14 protein-coding genes are annotated in these 14259 nt (G+C 73.1%); 9 read left to right on the top strand and 5 right to left on the bottom strand.

Annotation, left to right across the window (positions count from 1 at the left end):
• Positions 1-83 precede the first annotated feature (83 nt).
• A complete protein-coding gene (locus FB453_RS27090) occupies positions 84-989 on the top strand; it encodes an alpha/beta hydrolase (RefSeq protein ID WP_145794796.1) in 906 nt (301 codons plus the stop codon).
• Positions 986-2251: an acyltransferase family protein gene (locus FB453_RS27085; RefSeq protein WP_145794794.1), complete on the top strand. Its 1266-nt coding sequence runs from the start codon at positions 986-988 to the stop codon at positions 2249-2251. Before FB453_RS27090 ends, FB453_RS27085 begins: the two co-directional genes overlap by 4 nt.
• A 356-nt stretch (positions 2252-2607) precedes the next feature.
• On the opposite strand, the gene FB453_RS27075 is transcribed toward FB453_RS27085, so the two are convergent.
• Genes FB453_RS27075 through FB453_RS27065 form a run of 3 tightly spaced genes read right to left on the bottom strand, consistent with a single transcriptional unit; the run spans position 2608 to position 5632 of the window.
• Positions 2608-3558 (bottom strand): VWA domain-containing protein, encoded by a 951-nt coding sequence (locus FB453_RS27075; protein ID WP_091403838.1) that lies wholly within the window; start codon positions 3556-3558, stop codon positions 2608-2610.
• On the bottom strand, positions 3555-4556 hold the full coding sequence (locus FB453_RS27070; protein ID WP_186718594.1) for a DUF58 domain-containing protein: 1002 nt from the start codon (positions 4554-4556) through the stop codon (positions 3555-3557). The genes FB453_RS27075 and FB453_RS27070 overlap by 4 nt, the downstream gene beginning before the upstream one ends.
• Positions 4535-5632 carry an AAA family ATPase gene (locus FB453_RS27065; RefSeq protein ID WP_112582960.1) on the bottom strand — a complete coding sequence of 366 codons (1098 nt, stop codon included), beginning with the start codon at positions 5630-5632 and terminating at the stop codon, positions 4535-4537. Before FB453_RS27065 ends, FB453_RS27070 begins: the two co-directional genes overlap by 22 nt.
• Positions 5633-5873: 241 nt before the next feature.
• On the opposite strand from FB453_RS27065, the gene FB453_RS27060 reads away from it, so the two are divergent.
• From FB453_RS27060 to FB453_RS27040, 5 genes are all read left to right on the top strand, one after another.
• Positions 5874-6104: a hypothetical protein gene (locus FB453_RS27060; protein ID WP_145794790.1), complete on the top strand. Its 231-nt coding sequence runs from the start codon at positions 5874-5876 to the stop codon at positions 6102-6104.
• Between the two features lie 242 nt (positions 6105-6346).
• Positions 6347-6880, top strand: coding sequence for a PH domain-containing protein (locus FB453_RS27055; protein ID WP_186718592.1), 534 nt, complete (start codon positions 6347-6349; stop codon positions 6878-6880).
• Between the two features lie 43 nt (positions 6881-6923).
• Positions 6924-8435, top strand: a complete 1512-nt coding sequence (locus tag FB453_RS27050; protein WP_145794788.1) for a PH domain-containing protein — start codon at positions 6924-6926, stop codon at positions 8433-8435.
• Between the two features lie 54 nt (positions 8436-8489).
• Positions 8490-8837 (top strand): PadR family transcriptional regulator, encoded by a 348-nt coding sequence (locus tag FB453_RS27045; RefSeq protein ID WP_145794786.1) that lies wholly within the window; start codon positions 8490-8492, stop codon positions 8835-8837.
• Positions 8834-9811, top strand: coding sequence for a hypothetical protein (locus FB453_RS27040; RefSeq protein WP_145794784.1), 978 nt, complete (start codon positions 8834-8836; stop codon positions 9809-9811). The genes FB453_RS27045 and FB453_RS27040 overlap by 4 nt, the downstream gene beginning before the upstream one ends.
• Before the next feature lie 28 nt (positions 9812-9839).
• On the opposite strand, the gene FB453_RS27035 is transcribed toward FB453_RS27040, so the two are convergent.
• Entirely contained in the window at positions 9840-10925 is a 1086-nt protein-coding gene (locus tag FB453_RS27035; RefSeq protein WP_145794782.1) for a phosphatase PAP2 family protein, read from the bottom strand.
• 127 nt (positions 10926-11052) lie between these two features.
• Here FB453_RS27035 and FB453_RS27030 point away from each other — a divergent pair, with 127 nt between their 5' ends.
• Positions 11053-11457: a thioesterase family protein gene (locus FB453_RS27030; RefSeq protein ID WP_091403819.1), complete on the top strand. Its 405-nt coding sequence runs from the start codon at positions 11053-11055 to the stop codon at positions 11455-11457.
• The gene (locus tag FB453_RS27025; protein ID WP_145794780.1) at positions 11454-12284 is read left to right on the top strand and encodes an MBL fold metallo-hydrolase; all 831 of its coding nucleotides are present in this window, start codon (positions 11454-11456) and stop codon (positions 12282-12284) included. Before FB453_RS27030 ends, FB453_RS27025 begins: the two co-directional genes overlap by 4 nt.
• Positions 12285-12298: 14 nt before the next feature.
• Here the strand turns inward: FB453_RS27025 and FB453_RS27020 are convergent, their stop codons facing one another.
• The gene (locus tag FB453_RS27020) at positions 12299-14125 is read right to left on the bottom strand and encodes an alpha-galactosidase (protein WP_145794778.1); all 1827 of its coding nucleotides are present in this window, start codon (positions 14123-14125) and stop codon (positions 12299-12301) included.
• Between the last annotated feature and the right edge of the window lie 134 nt (positions 14126-14259).

Genomic DNA, 14259 nt, shown 5'->3' with positions numbered 1-14259 from the left:
GGGAACGGCTCTGCGGGACGACGACCCGGCCCCGCCCCTGGGCGCACTCTCCCTCCGGACTGACATTCCGGAGGGAGAACGTGATGCGACGACGAGGTGCCAGCCGGGTGGCGATGGCCGCGCTGCTCGGCGTGAACCTGGTTCTGCCGACCCGACCCGAGCCGGCCACTGCGGCGGGGTTCGTCGAGGCGTACCCAGTGATGGCGGCGGCGATGCGCGCGGCCGGCCCCCCGTACGCGGACTGGGCGGCCGACGGACGCCGGTTCCTGCTGTTCGACGAGCGCGGTGACGGCCGCGCGGTCGAGGTGTTCGGCGACCTCGCCGACGCGGATCGGATCGCGGTGCTGGTGCCGGGGGTCGGCAGCACCCTCGCCGACTTCGACAGGGGTTTGGGCGGGGTGGCCCGGCGGGCACCGGCGGTGCAGGCCGGGCAGCTCTACCGGGAGCTGCGGGCGACCGACCCGGCGGCGCGGGTCGCGGTGCTGGCCTGGCTCGGCTACGACCCGCCCGACGGGGTGTTGACCGCCGCCGGTGGCGTCAGCGCGCGGCGCGGCGCGGCCGGGCTGGCCACGCTGCTGAGGGAGCTGGCCGGGCGGCGTCCGGCGGCGACGATCACGCTGGTCGGGCACAGCTACGGGTCGCTGGTGGTGTCGCTGGCGGCGGCGGAGGCCCCTACCCAGGTCACCGACGTGGTCAGCCTCGGCGGCGTCGGCGCCGGGGTGCAGCGCGCCGACGACCTGCCCGGCGGGCGGCGGTTCTGGGCGGCCGAGGCGCCGACCGACTGGATCCGCCGGGTACCGCCGGTGCGCCTGCCCGGCCTGGGTTTCGGCCGGCGACCCGGTGATCCGGCGTTCGGTGCCCGACCCCTGCCGGTGGGTGGGGTGGCGGGGCACGACGGCTACCTCGCGCCGGGCAGCGCCGCGCTGGTCGCGGTGGCGGCGGTCGTGCTGGGCGGCGTCGACGCCGACCGGATCGGGGACGCCAGGTGAGCCGGGACCGTGCCGTCGACGCGCTGCGGGCGTACGCCATCGGCGGGGTGGTGCTGGGGCACTGGCTGGTCACCGGGTTGGTGTTGACCGGCGACGGCGGGCTGCACCAGGCCAGTCCGCTGACCGCCCTGCCCGACCTGGCCCCGATGACCTGGGTGTTGCAGACGCTCGGGTTGTTCTTCTTCACCGCCGGGTTCGGCTCGACCCGCTCGCTGGCCCGCTGTCCGGGCGGCGCGGGCGGTTGGCTGGCCGGTCGGTTGCGCCGGCTGCTGCTGCCCACCGTGGCGCTGCTCGGTGTGGGGGCCGCCGTGCTGCTCGCCGCCACTGTCCTCGGCACCTCGGACGACACGCTCGCCGTCGCGCTGCGGCTGGCGGTCAGCCCGCTGTGGTTTCTGCTACCGCTGGTGATCCTGGTCGCGGTGACCGGCCCGCTGCGCGTCGCCGTACGCCGGTGGGGGGTGGCGCGGTGCGGGGCACCGGCGGTGGCCGTGGTGGCCGCTGTCGACCTGGCCGTCCGACTGCTGCCGTCCGGCACCGACCTGCCCCCGGTCACCGTGCTGGCGGCCTGGTCGGTGCCGTACCTGCTGGGTGTGGCGCACGCCGACGGGCGACTGGACGGCCGGCGGGCGGGCGGCACGTTGGCGGCCGGTGGGGCGGTCGCGCTGGCGGCGCTGCTGGCGCTGGGCTACCCGGTGAGCGCGGTCGGCGTGCCCGGGGCCGGGGTGTCCAACCTGAACCCGCCGTCACTGCTGGTCGTGGCGCTGGCGGTGACCCAGGTCGGGCTGGGGCTGCTCGCCCGGCCGGCACTGCACCGGCTGCTGACCCGGCCGCTGCCGGGCGCAGCGGTGACCGAGGTGAACCGGTCCGCCGTCCGGATCTACCTGTGGCACCAGCCGGTACTGGTGGCGGTGACAGCGCTCACCGCCCGCGGCGGGCTGGCCCTGCCCGGTCTGCACACCGCCCCGGACGGTCCGGTGTGGGTGCTGGCGCGCTGCTGCTGGCTGCCGTTGCTCGCCGCGGTGCTGGTCACTGTGGTGCGGGTCGGGCAGCCGAGGTCGTTTCGGCGAGGCGTACGCGCTGGTGGCGAGCGGCGTCGCCAACCGGGCGGTGGAGGGGCCGCCGGCCGGTCGGCCGAGTGCGTTCCGCCGGCACCGCAGGTGTACGATCATCGACGTTCCGGCCCGCCCGACTTGCAGGAGGTGATCGCTGTGCGAGATAGCGATCCTCCCAGTCGTGGCCGGGCCGATGGTCAGTCCCGCTGAGCCACGACTCAGTCTGGTGAGCTGACCCCGCTCCGCTCCCCACCACGTCGGCAACTGCCGAGGTGAGTGTGCCGCGCCGCCCGATCCCGGGCGGTCGCCGGGAGCCGCCCGGTCACGACTTCGTGTGCGCGTCCCCACCCCCTGCGGTCCGCCCCCGCACGCGGACCGTCCAGCCGCCACCCGGAGCCGTCCATGAGCCGCTACGTCGCCCCGCTGGGCTTCACCCTCGCCGCCGTCTGGGTGGCCATCGTCTTCGTGCTCGCCGGTGGCGGTCACTGACCGCTCCGGATCGGCGGCGGCTGCCGCTGCCCCGTGCTGGTGCCGGCGACGGTCCCTGACCGCCGCCGGCGCACCGGCTACAGCATCCGGGACGACCAGAGCAGACTGAACGCGCCAGCGCAGAGCGCCAGCAGCAACGCCACCCCGGCGTACCACTGGGTCACCTCACGCGGCTCGGTGCGGAACCCGATCGAGCTGCCCATGTCCTGATAGACCTGCTTCAGCTCGCTCACCGAGGCCGCCTCGTAGAAGTAACCCTCGGTGGTCTCGGCCAGCTCGGCGAGGGCCAACCGGTCCACCGGCACCCGCTGCAACTGCCCGCCGATGTCGACCTGCCCGGTGTCGGTGCCGAAGGCGATGGTGGAGACCGGAACGTTGGCGGCCTGCGCGGCCGCCGCCGCCTCCTCCACCGCCCGACCGGAAGTCCGGAAGCCGTCGGAGAGCAGCACGATCCGGGCCGGCGGAATGCCCGCCGCGCCATCGGTCGGCACCGACCGGATCGCCTCCAGGCAGGTGAACACCGCCTCGCCGGTCGCTGTCGCCTCGGCCAGCACCAGCCCGTCGATGGCGCTGGTTACCGCGTCTCGGTCCTTGCCCGGCGGCACCAGCACGTTGGCCGCCTTGGCGAACGACACGAGGCCCAGGTTGTAGCTCTCCGGCAGCTCACTGACGAACTGCTTGGCCGCCTCCTGGGCCGCCTCCAGCCGGTTCGGCGCCACGTCGTCGGCCTGCATCGACAACGACACGTCGATGGCGAGCATCACCGTGGCCCGCTCCAGCGGCTCCTTGGTGTCCACAGCGGGACGGGCCAGCGCCGTGGCCAGCACCAGCAGGCAGAGCAGGAACGCGGTCGCCGGGACGTGCCGACGCCAGCCCAGGCCCTTCGGCGCGACCGTACGCAGCAGGTCCACATTGGTGAACCGCATCGCGTACGCCCGGCGGTGCAGCTGCCGCCAGACGTAGAACGCGGCGAGGGCGAAGACCGGCAGCACAGCCAGCAGCCACCACGGTTGCAGAAAACGGATCATCGTGTCGTCCCCCGGGTACGCGCGTGCCGCTGCGCGGCAACGAATCGCACCATGTCCAGCAGCCAGTCTCGGTCGGTACGCAGACGCAGGTGGGCCGCGCCGGCGCCGCGCAGGGCGGCGGCGATCGTGGCCCGTTGGGCGGCGGCGGCCTCGGCGTAGCGCTGCCGCAGCCGTGGGTCGGCGGTCTGCACCTCGTGCAGCTCGCCGCTCTCCGGGTCGACCACCGGCAACACGCCGACGTCGGGTAGCTCCAGCTCACGCGGGTCGACCACCTCGATCGCCAGCACGTCGTGGCGGACGCGCAGCTTGCGCATCGGTCGCGCCCACTGCTCGGCCGGCGCGAGGAAGTCCGAGACCACCACGGCCACCCCGCGACGGCGGGGCGGACGGTTGAGCATCTCGATCAGGGCGCCCAGATCGCCACGGCCGGGCTGGATGGCGGTGCCGGCGACGGCACGCAGCAGGCCCTGCGCCTCCTTGCGCCCGGAGCGGGCCGGCAGCCGGGTGAGCACCCCGGGGCCGGCCGGCGAAGGTCCGCCCCGCCACCGTCGGGCCGGGGCGGACACCCCGCCGCCGGTGCCGACAACGGCGCCGATCCGGTTACCCCCGCGCACTGTCAGGTGGGTGATGGCGGCAGCGGCGGCCACCACGACCTCCCGTTTGAGCCACTGCCCGGTCCCGAAGTCCAGGCTGGCGGAGAGATCCAGCGCGAGCCAGGTCTCCAGCTCCCGGTCGGCGACCGTACGCCGCACGTGCGGTGTGGTGGTCCGGGCCGTGACCGGCCAGTCCATCCGGCGCACGTCGTCACCGGGGCGGTACTCCCGGGACTCACCCGCCTCACTGCCCGGTCCGGGCAACAGGCCGGCGTAGTCGCCCTGGAGCAGGCCGTCGAGCTTGCGGGTGACGAGCAGCTGAAGCCGGGACAGCACGGCCTCGCTGCGGTCGGCGAGGGGTGCCGGACGAGGGGTGGGTGAGGTCACGGGCGCTGCCCGGGCCAGCCAGCGCCCGGCGGCGGCGCGATCGACTGCGGGGTGGCCTGCTGCCGGGGAGCGACCGCCGGGAGCGGGATCGTCGACATCACCCGCTGCACGATGTGGTCGGCGGGCACGTCGTCGGCGAGCGCGTCATAGCTGAGCACCAACCGGTGCCGCAGGATGTCCGGCGCGATGTCCTGCACGTCCTGCGGCAGCGCGTAGTCACGCCCGCGCAGCAGCGCCAGGGCGCGGGTGGCCCGGACCAGACCCAGCGAGGCGCGCGGGCTGGCTCCGTACTGGATCAGTTGCGCGACGTCGGGCATCCCGTGCTCGGCCGGGGCCCGGGTGGCCAGCACCAACCGGACCGCGTAGTCGACGAGGGCGTTGTGGACGAAGACCTGGTCCGCCTTACGTTGCAGGGCGATCAGCTCCGGGGTGTCGAACACCGCGGTCGGCTCGGGCGCGGCCACGCCCATCCGGTAGACGATCTCCCGTTCCTCCGCGTCGGTCGGGTAGCCCACCACGATCTTCATGAGGAACCGGTCCCGCTGCGCCTCCGGCAGCGGGTAGACGCCCTCCTGCTCGATCGGGTTCTGGGTGGCCATCACCAGGAACGGGTCCGGCACCCGGTGGCTCTCCCCACCGATGGACACCTGCCGCTCGCTCATGACCTCCAGCAGCGCGGACTGCACCTTCGCCGGCGCCCGGTTGATCTCGTCGGCGAGCAGGAAGTTGACGAAGACCGGGCCCAACTCGACGTCGAACTTCTCGCTCGACTGCCGGTAGATCCGGGTGCCCATGATGTCGGCGGGCACCAGATCCGGGGTAAACTGGACCCGGGCGAAGGACCCACCGACGACCTTGGCGAGGGTCTCCACCGCGAGGGTCTTGGCCACCCCGGGCACGCCTTCGAGCAGGCAGTGACCGCGGGCGAGCAGCGCGACGAACATCCGCTCCACCATCCGGTCCTGCCCGACGATCACGCGTTTGATCTCGAACAGGCCCTTCTCCAGCAGGCTGGCGTCCTGCGCGGGTGTGGTCACCGGGGCAGGTGCCGCTCCGTTCGGCGTCGGGGCGTCGGGCATGGTCGGCTGGGCCACCGGTCCTCCACAGCGTTTGTCGGTCGTCGCGGCTCGTGCGGTATCAAGACTCGCACGCCTTGCTGAGTGTCGAGGTGGGGAGAAGCCGATTTTGACCGCGCCGTCCCCGGCGGCCGAATCGTGCATCGCGGGTATGCGCGCACCGGCTCGCCGCGTGTACGATTCACCCCGTCGCCGGGCGGCTCCCCCCGTGGTCGCCCGGCGCTCAACTTCTCCGTCCCGCCGCCCTAGACTGGCCGGGATGAGCATCCCCTCCCCCGCCGACGAAGCCCTGGTCTGTTCGGCCCGGGGCTGCCGGTCCGCCGCCATCTGGGTGCTGGAGTGGAACAATCCCCGTCTGCACGACGCCGATCGGCGCAAGACCTGGTTGGCCTGCGCCCAGCACCGGGGCAGCCTCGGTGACTTCCTCGACGCCCGAGGCTTCCTGCGTGCCGTCACTCCGGTGCCCGGATCGCCTACGCTCGACCTGTGAGCGGCGACCCTCCGGCTTCCCCCGGCCCCACCTCCCCGTCCTGGCCGCCCACCCCGGCCACCGCACCACCCGGCGTCGATCCGCCGCCCGGCGCGTTCCCGGCACCCGGCACGCTCGGCCCGGAGCCCACCGCGCCGGATGTCTCGACGCCCGCCCCGCTGCCACCGGGCGCGCTGCCGCCCGGTCACCGGCCGGCACCCGCCGCCGACCAGCGGGCGCCCGACCTGCCACCCCCGGGCCTCCTGCCGCCCGAGCCCGGCGCGCTGCTGACGGCTGCGCCGGGTGGCCGGGGTCCGCTGGAGCCCTGGCCGGACACGGTCCACTGGCAGCCGATCTCCACCGACCTGATCTGGGTGGAGCTGATCCGGCTGGCGATCGTGGTCGCCATCGGGCTGGCGGTGACAGGGGTCGGCTGGGCGTTCAGCGGTCACTGGTTGTTCGGGCTCGCCGTGGCCGTCGTGCTGGTGCTCGGCGCGTGGCGGGCCGTCGCGATCGTCCGCGCGGTCCGGGCCTGGGGGTACGCCGAGCGGGAGAACGACCTGCTGGTCCGGCACGGGCTGCTGGTCCGCCGGCTCTCCATCGTGCCGTACTCGCGGATGCAGTTCGTCGACGTGAGCGCCGGGCCGTTGGAGCGCGCCTTCGACCTGGCCACCGTGCAGTTGCACACCGCGGCGGCTGCGAGCGACGCCCGGGTGCCCGGGCTGCGTCCGGCGGAGGCGGCCCGGCTGCGCGATCGACTCACCGCGCTCGGCGAGGACCGGGCGGAGGGGCTGTGAGCACCCGCGCGGGCAGCCGCCGACCGCGCCGAGGGCCGCTCCGATGAGCGACAGGCCCGCCGAGCCGAGCACCGTGCCACCCACCGGTCCGACGCCACCGGGGCCGGTGCTGCCCGCTGGCTCGGCACCTGCTGGCGCGGCACCGCCTGGGCCGGTGCCGACTGGCGCGGCACCCGATGGGCCGGCGCCGCCCGGGACGCCCGCGCCGTGGCCGGCACCACCGGGCGGCGGCGAGGGCGAACCCCGGCAGCGACTGCACCCGCTCAGCCCGGTGCTGCACGGCGCCAAGTCCCTGGTCGTGGTGATCGCCGGGCTGTCCTGGTCGACGCTGTCCCGGGTGGGCTTCGGCTGGTTCGCCGCCATGGTGGCGGTGCTGGCGTTCGGCGCGACAGTGCTGTCGGTGATCAGCTGGTACAACACCGGCTACCACGTCGTCGGCCGGGAACTACGGGTGTACGAGGGGCTGCTCTGGCGGCGTACCCGGGCCATCCCGTTGGAACGGTTGCAGGCCGTGGAGGTGGTCCGGCCGCTGCTCGCCCAGCTCACCGGCCTGGCCGAGCTGCGTCTGGAAGTGGTCGGCGGGGGCAAGACCGAGGCGCCACTGGCGTACCTCGGGGTGGCCGACGCGGCAGTGCTGCGCGAGCGTCTGCTGGCGCTGGCCGGGCGGGTGGCGCAGCAGCCCGCGCCCGGCGACGCGGCGGCCCCGGTGGCCCCGGGTGCGACGGCGCCACCGGCGGTCGTGCCGGGCCGGCCACTGCATGCGGTACGTAACCAGAACCTGCTGATCAGCCAACTGCTCACCCCGCAGGCGTTCCTGCTCCCGTTCGGTGTGGCCTTCGTCGTGGTGCAGTTCCTCACCGCCGGTTCGTGGTCGTTCGTCGCGGTGGCCAGCACCCTGACCGCGATGGCGGGTGTACTGCTGCAACCGATCCGCCGGGTCCTCGACGACTGGAACTTCCGGCTGGCCCGCGACGGCGGCACGCTGCGGGTGCACAACGGCCTGCTGGAGACGCGGGCGCAGACAGTGCCGCTGGAGCGGGTGCAGACCGTGCGGGCCACCTGGCCGCTGCTGTGGCGGATGAAGGGCTGGCTGCGCCTGCGGCTGGAGGTGGCCGGCTACTCCGTCGCGGAGGCCGACGACCGCAACCGGCCCGACCGGCTGCTGCCGGTCGGCGACCTGCCGACGGCGACGATGATCGTCGCCGAGGTGCTTCCCGGGGTACGCCTCGACGCGCTCACGCTGAGCCCGCCGCCGCGCCGGACCCGTTGGCTGCACCCGCTGGGCCGTGCCGCGTTCGGCGCGGGTCTGTTCGAGCGGGTGTTCGCCACCCGGTCCGGGCGGCTCACCCGGCAGTTGGTGATCGTGCCGTACGCCCGGATCCAGAGCGTGCGAGTGGTCCAGGGGCCCATCCAGCGCCGTCTCGGGTTGGCCACCGTCCACGCGGACACCGCGGGCGGCTCCGGCGCCACCGCCCAGGACCGCGACCTGGCAGAGGCATGGGCCCTGGCAGCCGACCTGACCACGAGAGCCCACCAGGCCCGCACCCAACCCTGACCCACCACGGTCGATGTCATTGCTATATATGTCGTCGTGCGATATATATAGTGCATGGATATCAGTGAGCAGACGTTCCTGATCCTCTCCGCCCTCGCCGACCAACCCCGCCACGGCTACGCGGTGGTGACAGAGGTCGACGAGATGACCGACGGCAGGATCCGGTTACGCGCCGGCACGCTCTACGGGGCCCTCGACCGCCTCGTCACCCAGGGGCTCATCGCCCCCGACCACGACGAGGTGGAGAAGGGCCGGCTGCGCCGTTTCTACAAACTGACCGACGCGGGGGCAGACGCCATCCGCGCCGAGAGCCAGCGGATGGCCACCGCGGTCCGGCTCGCCGAGGAGCGCCTCAACAAGCGTGCCGCCCGCAACGCCCCGCGCTTCGGGACCATCGGATGAGCCCGGACATCAGCCCCCTGGAGCGACGATATCGGCGGCTGCTGCGCCTGCTGCCGGCCACGCACCGCACCACCCGCGGCGAGGAACTGCTCGGGCTGCTGCTCGACCTCGACGACGGCCGCCGGCGCCCCAGCCGACACGAGACACTGCACATCATCGCCCTGGCGATCCGGCTGCGACTCACCACGCCCGTCACCACCACGGCCCTGACCACCGGGCTCACCGCCCTGCTCGTCGCCGCCGGCACCCAGCCCGCCGGTCACACAGTGGATTTGTTCACCGGTGCCGTCCTCGCCACCGACATGTCGGCCGTCATCGCCGGCTGGCCGCAGCTTGTCGCTCTCGGTCTGCTGCCCCTCGCACCGCTGATCGCCTGGCTGTTCGGCGCGACCCGGACCGCCCTCACCCTGCAGGCGATATTCCTGACGGCCACCGTAGGTTGGCTCGTCATCGACGCGGTCAGCGGCGCCGGCCTGGGAATCAACCCCGGCCAGCAACTCGTGGCGTCCGCCGCCCCGCCGGCCCTGACCCTCGTCCTGCTCGCGATCGCCGCCCGCGAGCGGTGGGCCGTGCCCCGGCCGCGCCTGTTCTGGTGGGCCCTCGTCCCGCTCGGGATCCTCGCCTGGAAGGGCACCGGAGAGTGGGGGCGCCACGGCGTCTACGTTCCCGACGCCGTGCCGACCGTCATCGGGATCCTCACCGCCGCCGCCGTCGCTGTCGGAGCCGCCTTCGCAGTCCGCCGCCACCGGCCCGCCGTCATCATCGGTGTCGGACTCACCGGCTTCATCGCCGGATGGCTCGTCCCCGACCCGCTGCTCTCCAACACGGCGATGCGGCACTTCGACGGTCAGCCGCTGCCACTGGCGATCCTCATCACGGTGATCGCCGCCACCATGGCCGGCATCAATCGCCTCACCCGTCGCCTGAGGCCCGAGGTGCGGTCGCTACCACCCGACGAACCCGTGCTGCGCTGAACACCAACTCCGGGTCGGGGACAGAAACCTAACGGTCGGCGGGGATCGCGGGGTGGGTGGTGGTGTCCGGTTCCCGTGGTGACGGGGGCTCGGGCTCGCCGGGCGGGGGGTCGGTGGGCGTCGGTGGGGGTTCCGTGGCCGGTGCCGACTTGGCGCTCGGGTGGCGGACGCGCCACGCCGCCCAGCCGCGCTCCGCCAGACCGACCACCAGGAACGTCAGCCCCACGTACGCCCAGCCGACCAGCACGTCGATCACGTAGTGCTCACCCGAGTAGACCAGGGTGAAGGTCATCGCCAGCGGGTACGCGAGCAGCAGCGGCCACCAGCGACGACGGGTCGCGGTCAGGAAGAACAGCACCACGAACAACGCCCACGCGGTGTGCAGCGACGGCATCGCGGCGACCGGGTTGGAGGCGATCTGACCGGCGTTGAGGACGTTTCCGGCGCCGTGCATGCCGAACGCCTTCCAACCCCGGGTCGAGATCCGGGCGACCTCGGTGAGCAGACCGTTCTGCGCCGCCCACCAGGGCGGGGCGGCCGGGTAGATGAAGTAGGTGACCAGGCCGGCCGCGCAGAGGAAACCCCAGCGCCGCATGTACGCGGCCCAGCGGTGCCGGTCACGCAGCCAGAGCACCGCGGCGGCGGCCAGCGCCACCACGAAGTGGGAGAAGTACACCCAGCTCGCGGCGACGTCCCACCAGTGCACCTGCGGGTGGTAGAGGTGCTGCTGCAACCAGACTGTGGGCACCTCGCCGCCGGTGGCCCAGCCGAACATGAACCGGTCGGCGACGATCAGCTCCATCGCGTGCGGCGTGGCCCCGTTGTCGGCGAACCCGCGCGAGAGGTTGTAGATCACGAACAGCAGCACCACCGGCACCCAGTCCCGGGCGAAGCGCAGGTGGCTGCGCCACGGTCGCTCGCTGTTCCAGGCGATGGTCGCCAGCCAGATCCAGACGAAGGCGTACGCCGGGTCGGTGGGCAGGCCGATGGCCAGCCACGCGGCGACGAAGGCGACCGCCCAGACGGTCATCGCGACGACGCGCCGACGACCCCCGTCCGGGGACGCGGGCGGGTCGGTCCGGGCGGGGGGCTGGGGGTCAGTCACGACGGCCATCGGGGTCAAGGTTAACGACGGGTACGGCATAGACCGACGGGGACCACCCGGTGGTGGTCGCGGGTGGCCCCGCCCGGATCGTCGGGCGCGTGCTCGACGCGTCCAGCGAGCACCTAGGCTGACGACCATGCAGGAGCAGCCCGAGCCGGCCTTCGCGCCGGGTCTGACCGCCCAGGTCGAGTTGACCGTCACCGACGCGGACACCGCCCAGGCGGTCGGTTCCGGGGACGTACCGGTGCTCGGCACTCCCCGGGTGCTGGCGCTGGCCGAGGCGGCCACCGTCGCGGCGACGGCGACCGGGATGCCACCCGGTTCGACGACAGTGGGCACCCGGGTCGAGTTGGAGCACCTGGCCCCGACAGTGGTCGGCCGGACGGTCCGCGCGCAGGCGCTGCTGGCGACCGTCGACGGTCGCCGGCTGTCGTTCGAGGTCACTGTCAGCGACGGCGACCAGACGGTGGCCCGGGGCCGGGTGGACCGGATCCTGGTCGACCGGGCGCGCTTCGTCGAACGCGCCGGGCGGGCGTCGTGAACGCCGGTTTCGTCGAGGTCGCCGACCGGGTGCACGTGCTGGCCGAACCACTGCTGCGGGTCAACGTCACACTGGTCGTCGGCGACGACGAGGCGCTACTGGTGGACACGCTCTCCTCGGCCGCCCAGGCCACCGAGCTGGCCGCGGCCGTCCGGGCGGTCACCGACCGTCCGATGACGCTGGTGAACACCCACCACCACTACGACCACTGCTTCGGCAACGCCGTCCTGGCCGGCGACCCACCCCGCCCGGTGTACGCGCACGAACTGGCCGCCACCGCCCTCCGCGAGGAGCCGGAGCGGCTGCGCCGGGAGGCGTACGAGGAGTTGCGCACGGAGCACCCGGCGCTCGCCGCCGAGCTGGCCGACACCCCGCTGCTCGCCCCCACGCACACAGTGCACGTCGAGACGGTCCTCGACCTGGGCGGTCGACGGGTGCTGCTGCGCCACCCGGGGCGGGGGCACACCGAGGCCGACCTGGTGGTGCACGTGCCGGACGCCGACGTGTTGGTGGCCGGGGACCTGGTGGAGCAGAGCGGTCCGCCCGCCTTCGAGGACTCGTACCCGTTGCAGTGGCCGGACGCGGTCGCGGATCTGCTGCGACTGACCACCGCGCGCACTGTGGTGATTCCGGGCCACGGCGACCCGGTGGACGTCGACTTCGTCCGGGCCCAGCACGCGGAGCTGGCGAAGCTGGCCTGGTTGATCCGGGCCGCGCACACCGGCAGCGCCCCGCCGGAGCGGGTGGCCGCCGAGGCCCCCTTCGGGGCCCGCCCGGCCCTGGTCGCCGCCCACCGCGGCTACCTGGAACTGACCGGCACTGCCTGACCCACCCGGCGCAGCTACACCTGGGTACGCCGCCACTGCTGGTGGGTGCCGGTGCCACACGTCCGCTGGGCCAGGCGGGCACCGTCGGTGGTGGCGGCGTTGAGCACCTCGAGGCACTTGCCGCTGTGCCGGGCGACGAGTTGCACGTGCCCCGAGCCGAGATCCTGGACGCGCCACTGCTGGTTGGTGCCGCCGTTGCAGCTCCACTGGATCACGCGGACCCCGTCAGCTGTGGCGCTCGCGCCGCCGTTGACGTCGAGGCACTTGCCGCTGTGCACGCTGACCACCGTCTGGTAACCGCCACCCGCGTCCTGGAAGCGCCACCGCTGGTTGGGCTGACCGTTCGCGGCCCACTGCACCATCTCGGCGCCGTCGGTGGTCGCGTTGTTGTAGACGTCCAGCAGCTTGCCACTGTGTCGCGCGGTGAGGGTGTACGTGGTCGGCACCGGCACTGTGGTGTCCGGGGTCAGCCGGTACAGCCCGGCTCCGTGGGCCGGGAGCGACCGGGTGAGGGTGCCCGTCACCGTGCCGAGGGGCGCGCCGGACCACAGGTCGGTCACGGCGGCCGACCCGATCCCGAGGTCGGCGAGGTTCACCGACACCTGCGCCGCGCTGCCGTCCCTGTTGAACAGGGCGACGTACCGATCGTTGCTGCCCGGCACGTCGGCGATCCACGCCTGCCGGCTGCCGCCGTAGAGCTGACGGTTGTTCGTGCTGTTCTGGTTGACTCCCAGGACCGCGGCGTTGGTCATCAGCGCCAGCTCCGCGGCGCGGTTCTCGACCAGGTTGCCGCCCCACATCAGTGGCGCCCGGTTGATCGCCCAGAGTGACATCAGGGTGCGCTGCTCGTCGGGGGTCAGGTTGGAGTATCGCGGCGAGCCGACCGGCCCGTACCTGGAGAGCCGACCGATCGGGATCATGTCGGCGTCGGGCCAGGCGCCGGTGGTGCGGTACGGGGTCCAGTTGTGCAGTTGGTCGAAGAGCGCGTCCACGGACGACCAGTTGTCCCAGAGATCGTTGACGATCCGCCACATGTGGGCGTTGGCCTGGACGTGTGCGCCGCTGGCCAGCGAGGTCGGGCCGGGTGACAGGCTCAGCACCATCGGGCGACCGCTGCGCTGGATGGCGAGTCGGTATCCCTCGACCTCCGACTGCCGGTACGTCGGGGCGGCTATGTCGTCCACCTTCACGTAGTCGACTCCCCAGGACGCCAGCAGCTGGAACATCGAGTCCAGGTAGGTCTGCGCGCAGGGGTTGGCCATGTTCAGGCCCCACATCAGGTTGAGCCAGGCCGCGGTGTTGGTGCTGTTGATCTGGTTGGCGCGGCAGGTGGTGCCGAGGATCGGGACGTTGTCGGCGACCGCCTGGCGGGGAATGCCTCGCATCAGATGGACGCCGAACTTCAGCCCCTGCGCGTGGACGTAGTCGGCGAGCGGCTTGAACCCGTTCTCACCGGCGGCGGAGGGGAACCGGGTGGTGTCCGGCAGCAGCCGTCCGTTGGCGTCCATCCGGAGCCGGGGTTGCAGGTTCGCGTCCTGGTTGGGGCTGTTGTTGTGCCGACCGGGGTAGTACCAGGCCCAGTCGATCACCACGTACTCCCAGCCGAACTGCCGCAGGTTCGTGGCCATGTAGTCGGCGTTGGCCCGGACGTCGGCCTCGGTGACGCTCCAGTTGAACGAGTCGTAGCTGTTCCACCCCATCGGCGGGGTGTCGGCCACCCCGTTGTCCCACGCGGCCGCCCGCTCCGGCGGGTCAGCGACGACCATCCCGGCAGCCACGAGCAGCATGACCAGCAGGGCCGCGACGCGGCGGAACGCCAGAGGTACCAGAACCACCCGCATCAGAGCCTCCCCGACGACGCGCACGCTTCCATCGCGTGTCGTCGATGTTAACGCTCACAAAGTCGGAGGTCAACCCGCGCTCCCCCGCCCCATTCCTGCCGCGATCTTGCACTTTCTGCGGCGTCGAATAGGAG

It is taken from the genome of Micromonospora sp. CNZ322 (assembly GCF_007827755.1).
The sequence above is the reverse complement of the archived record's forward strand: the minus strand, read 5'-3'. Positions and strand labels throughout refer to the sequence as shown.

Coding starts and splice junctions, on each gene's coding strand:
- FB453_RS27090 (WP_145794796.1), top strand. CDS start 84: ATGCGACGACGAGGTGCCAGCCGGGTGGCGATGGCCGCGCTGCTCGGC.
- FB453_RS27075 (WP_091403838.1), bottom strand. CDS start 3,558: ATGATCCGTTTTCTGCAACCGTGGTGGCTGCTGGCTGTGCTGCCGGTC.
- FB453_RS27060 (WP_145794790.1), top strand. CDS start 5,874: ATGAGCATCCCCTCCCCCGCCGACGAAGCCCTGGTCTGTTCGGCCCGG.
- FB453_RS27050 (WP_145794788.1), top strand. CDS start 6,924: ATGAGCGACAGGCCCGCCGAGCCGAGCACCGTGCCACCCACCGGTCCG.
- FB453_RS27045 (WP_145794786.1), top strand. CDS start 8,490: ATGGATATCAGTGAGCAGACGTTCCTGATCCTCTCCGCCCTCGCCGAC.
- FB453_RS27040 (WP_145794784.1), top strand. CDS start 8,834: ATGAGCCCGGACATCAGCCCCCTGGAGCGACGATATCGGCGGCTGCTG.
- FB453_RS27035 (WP_145794782.1), bottom strand. CDS start 10,925: ATGGCCGTCGTGACTGACCCCCAGCCCCCCGCCCGGACCGACCCGCCC.
- FB453_RS27030 (WP_091403819.1), top strand. CDS start 11,053: ATGCAGGAGCAGCCCGAGCCGGCCTTCGCGCCGGGTCTGACCGCCCAG.
- FB453_RS27020 (WP_145794778.1), bottom strand. CDS start 14,125: ATGCGGGTGGTTCTGGTACCTCTGGCGTTCCGCCGCGTCGCGGCCCTG.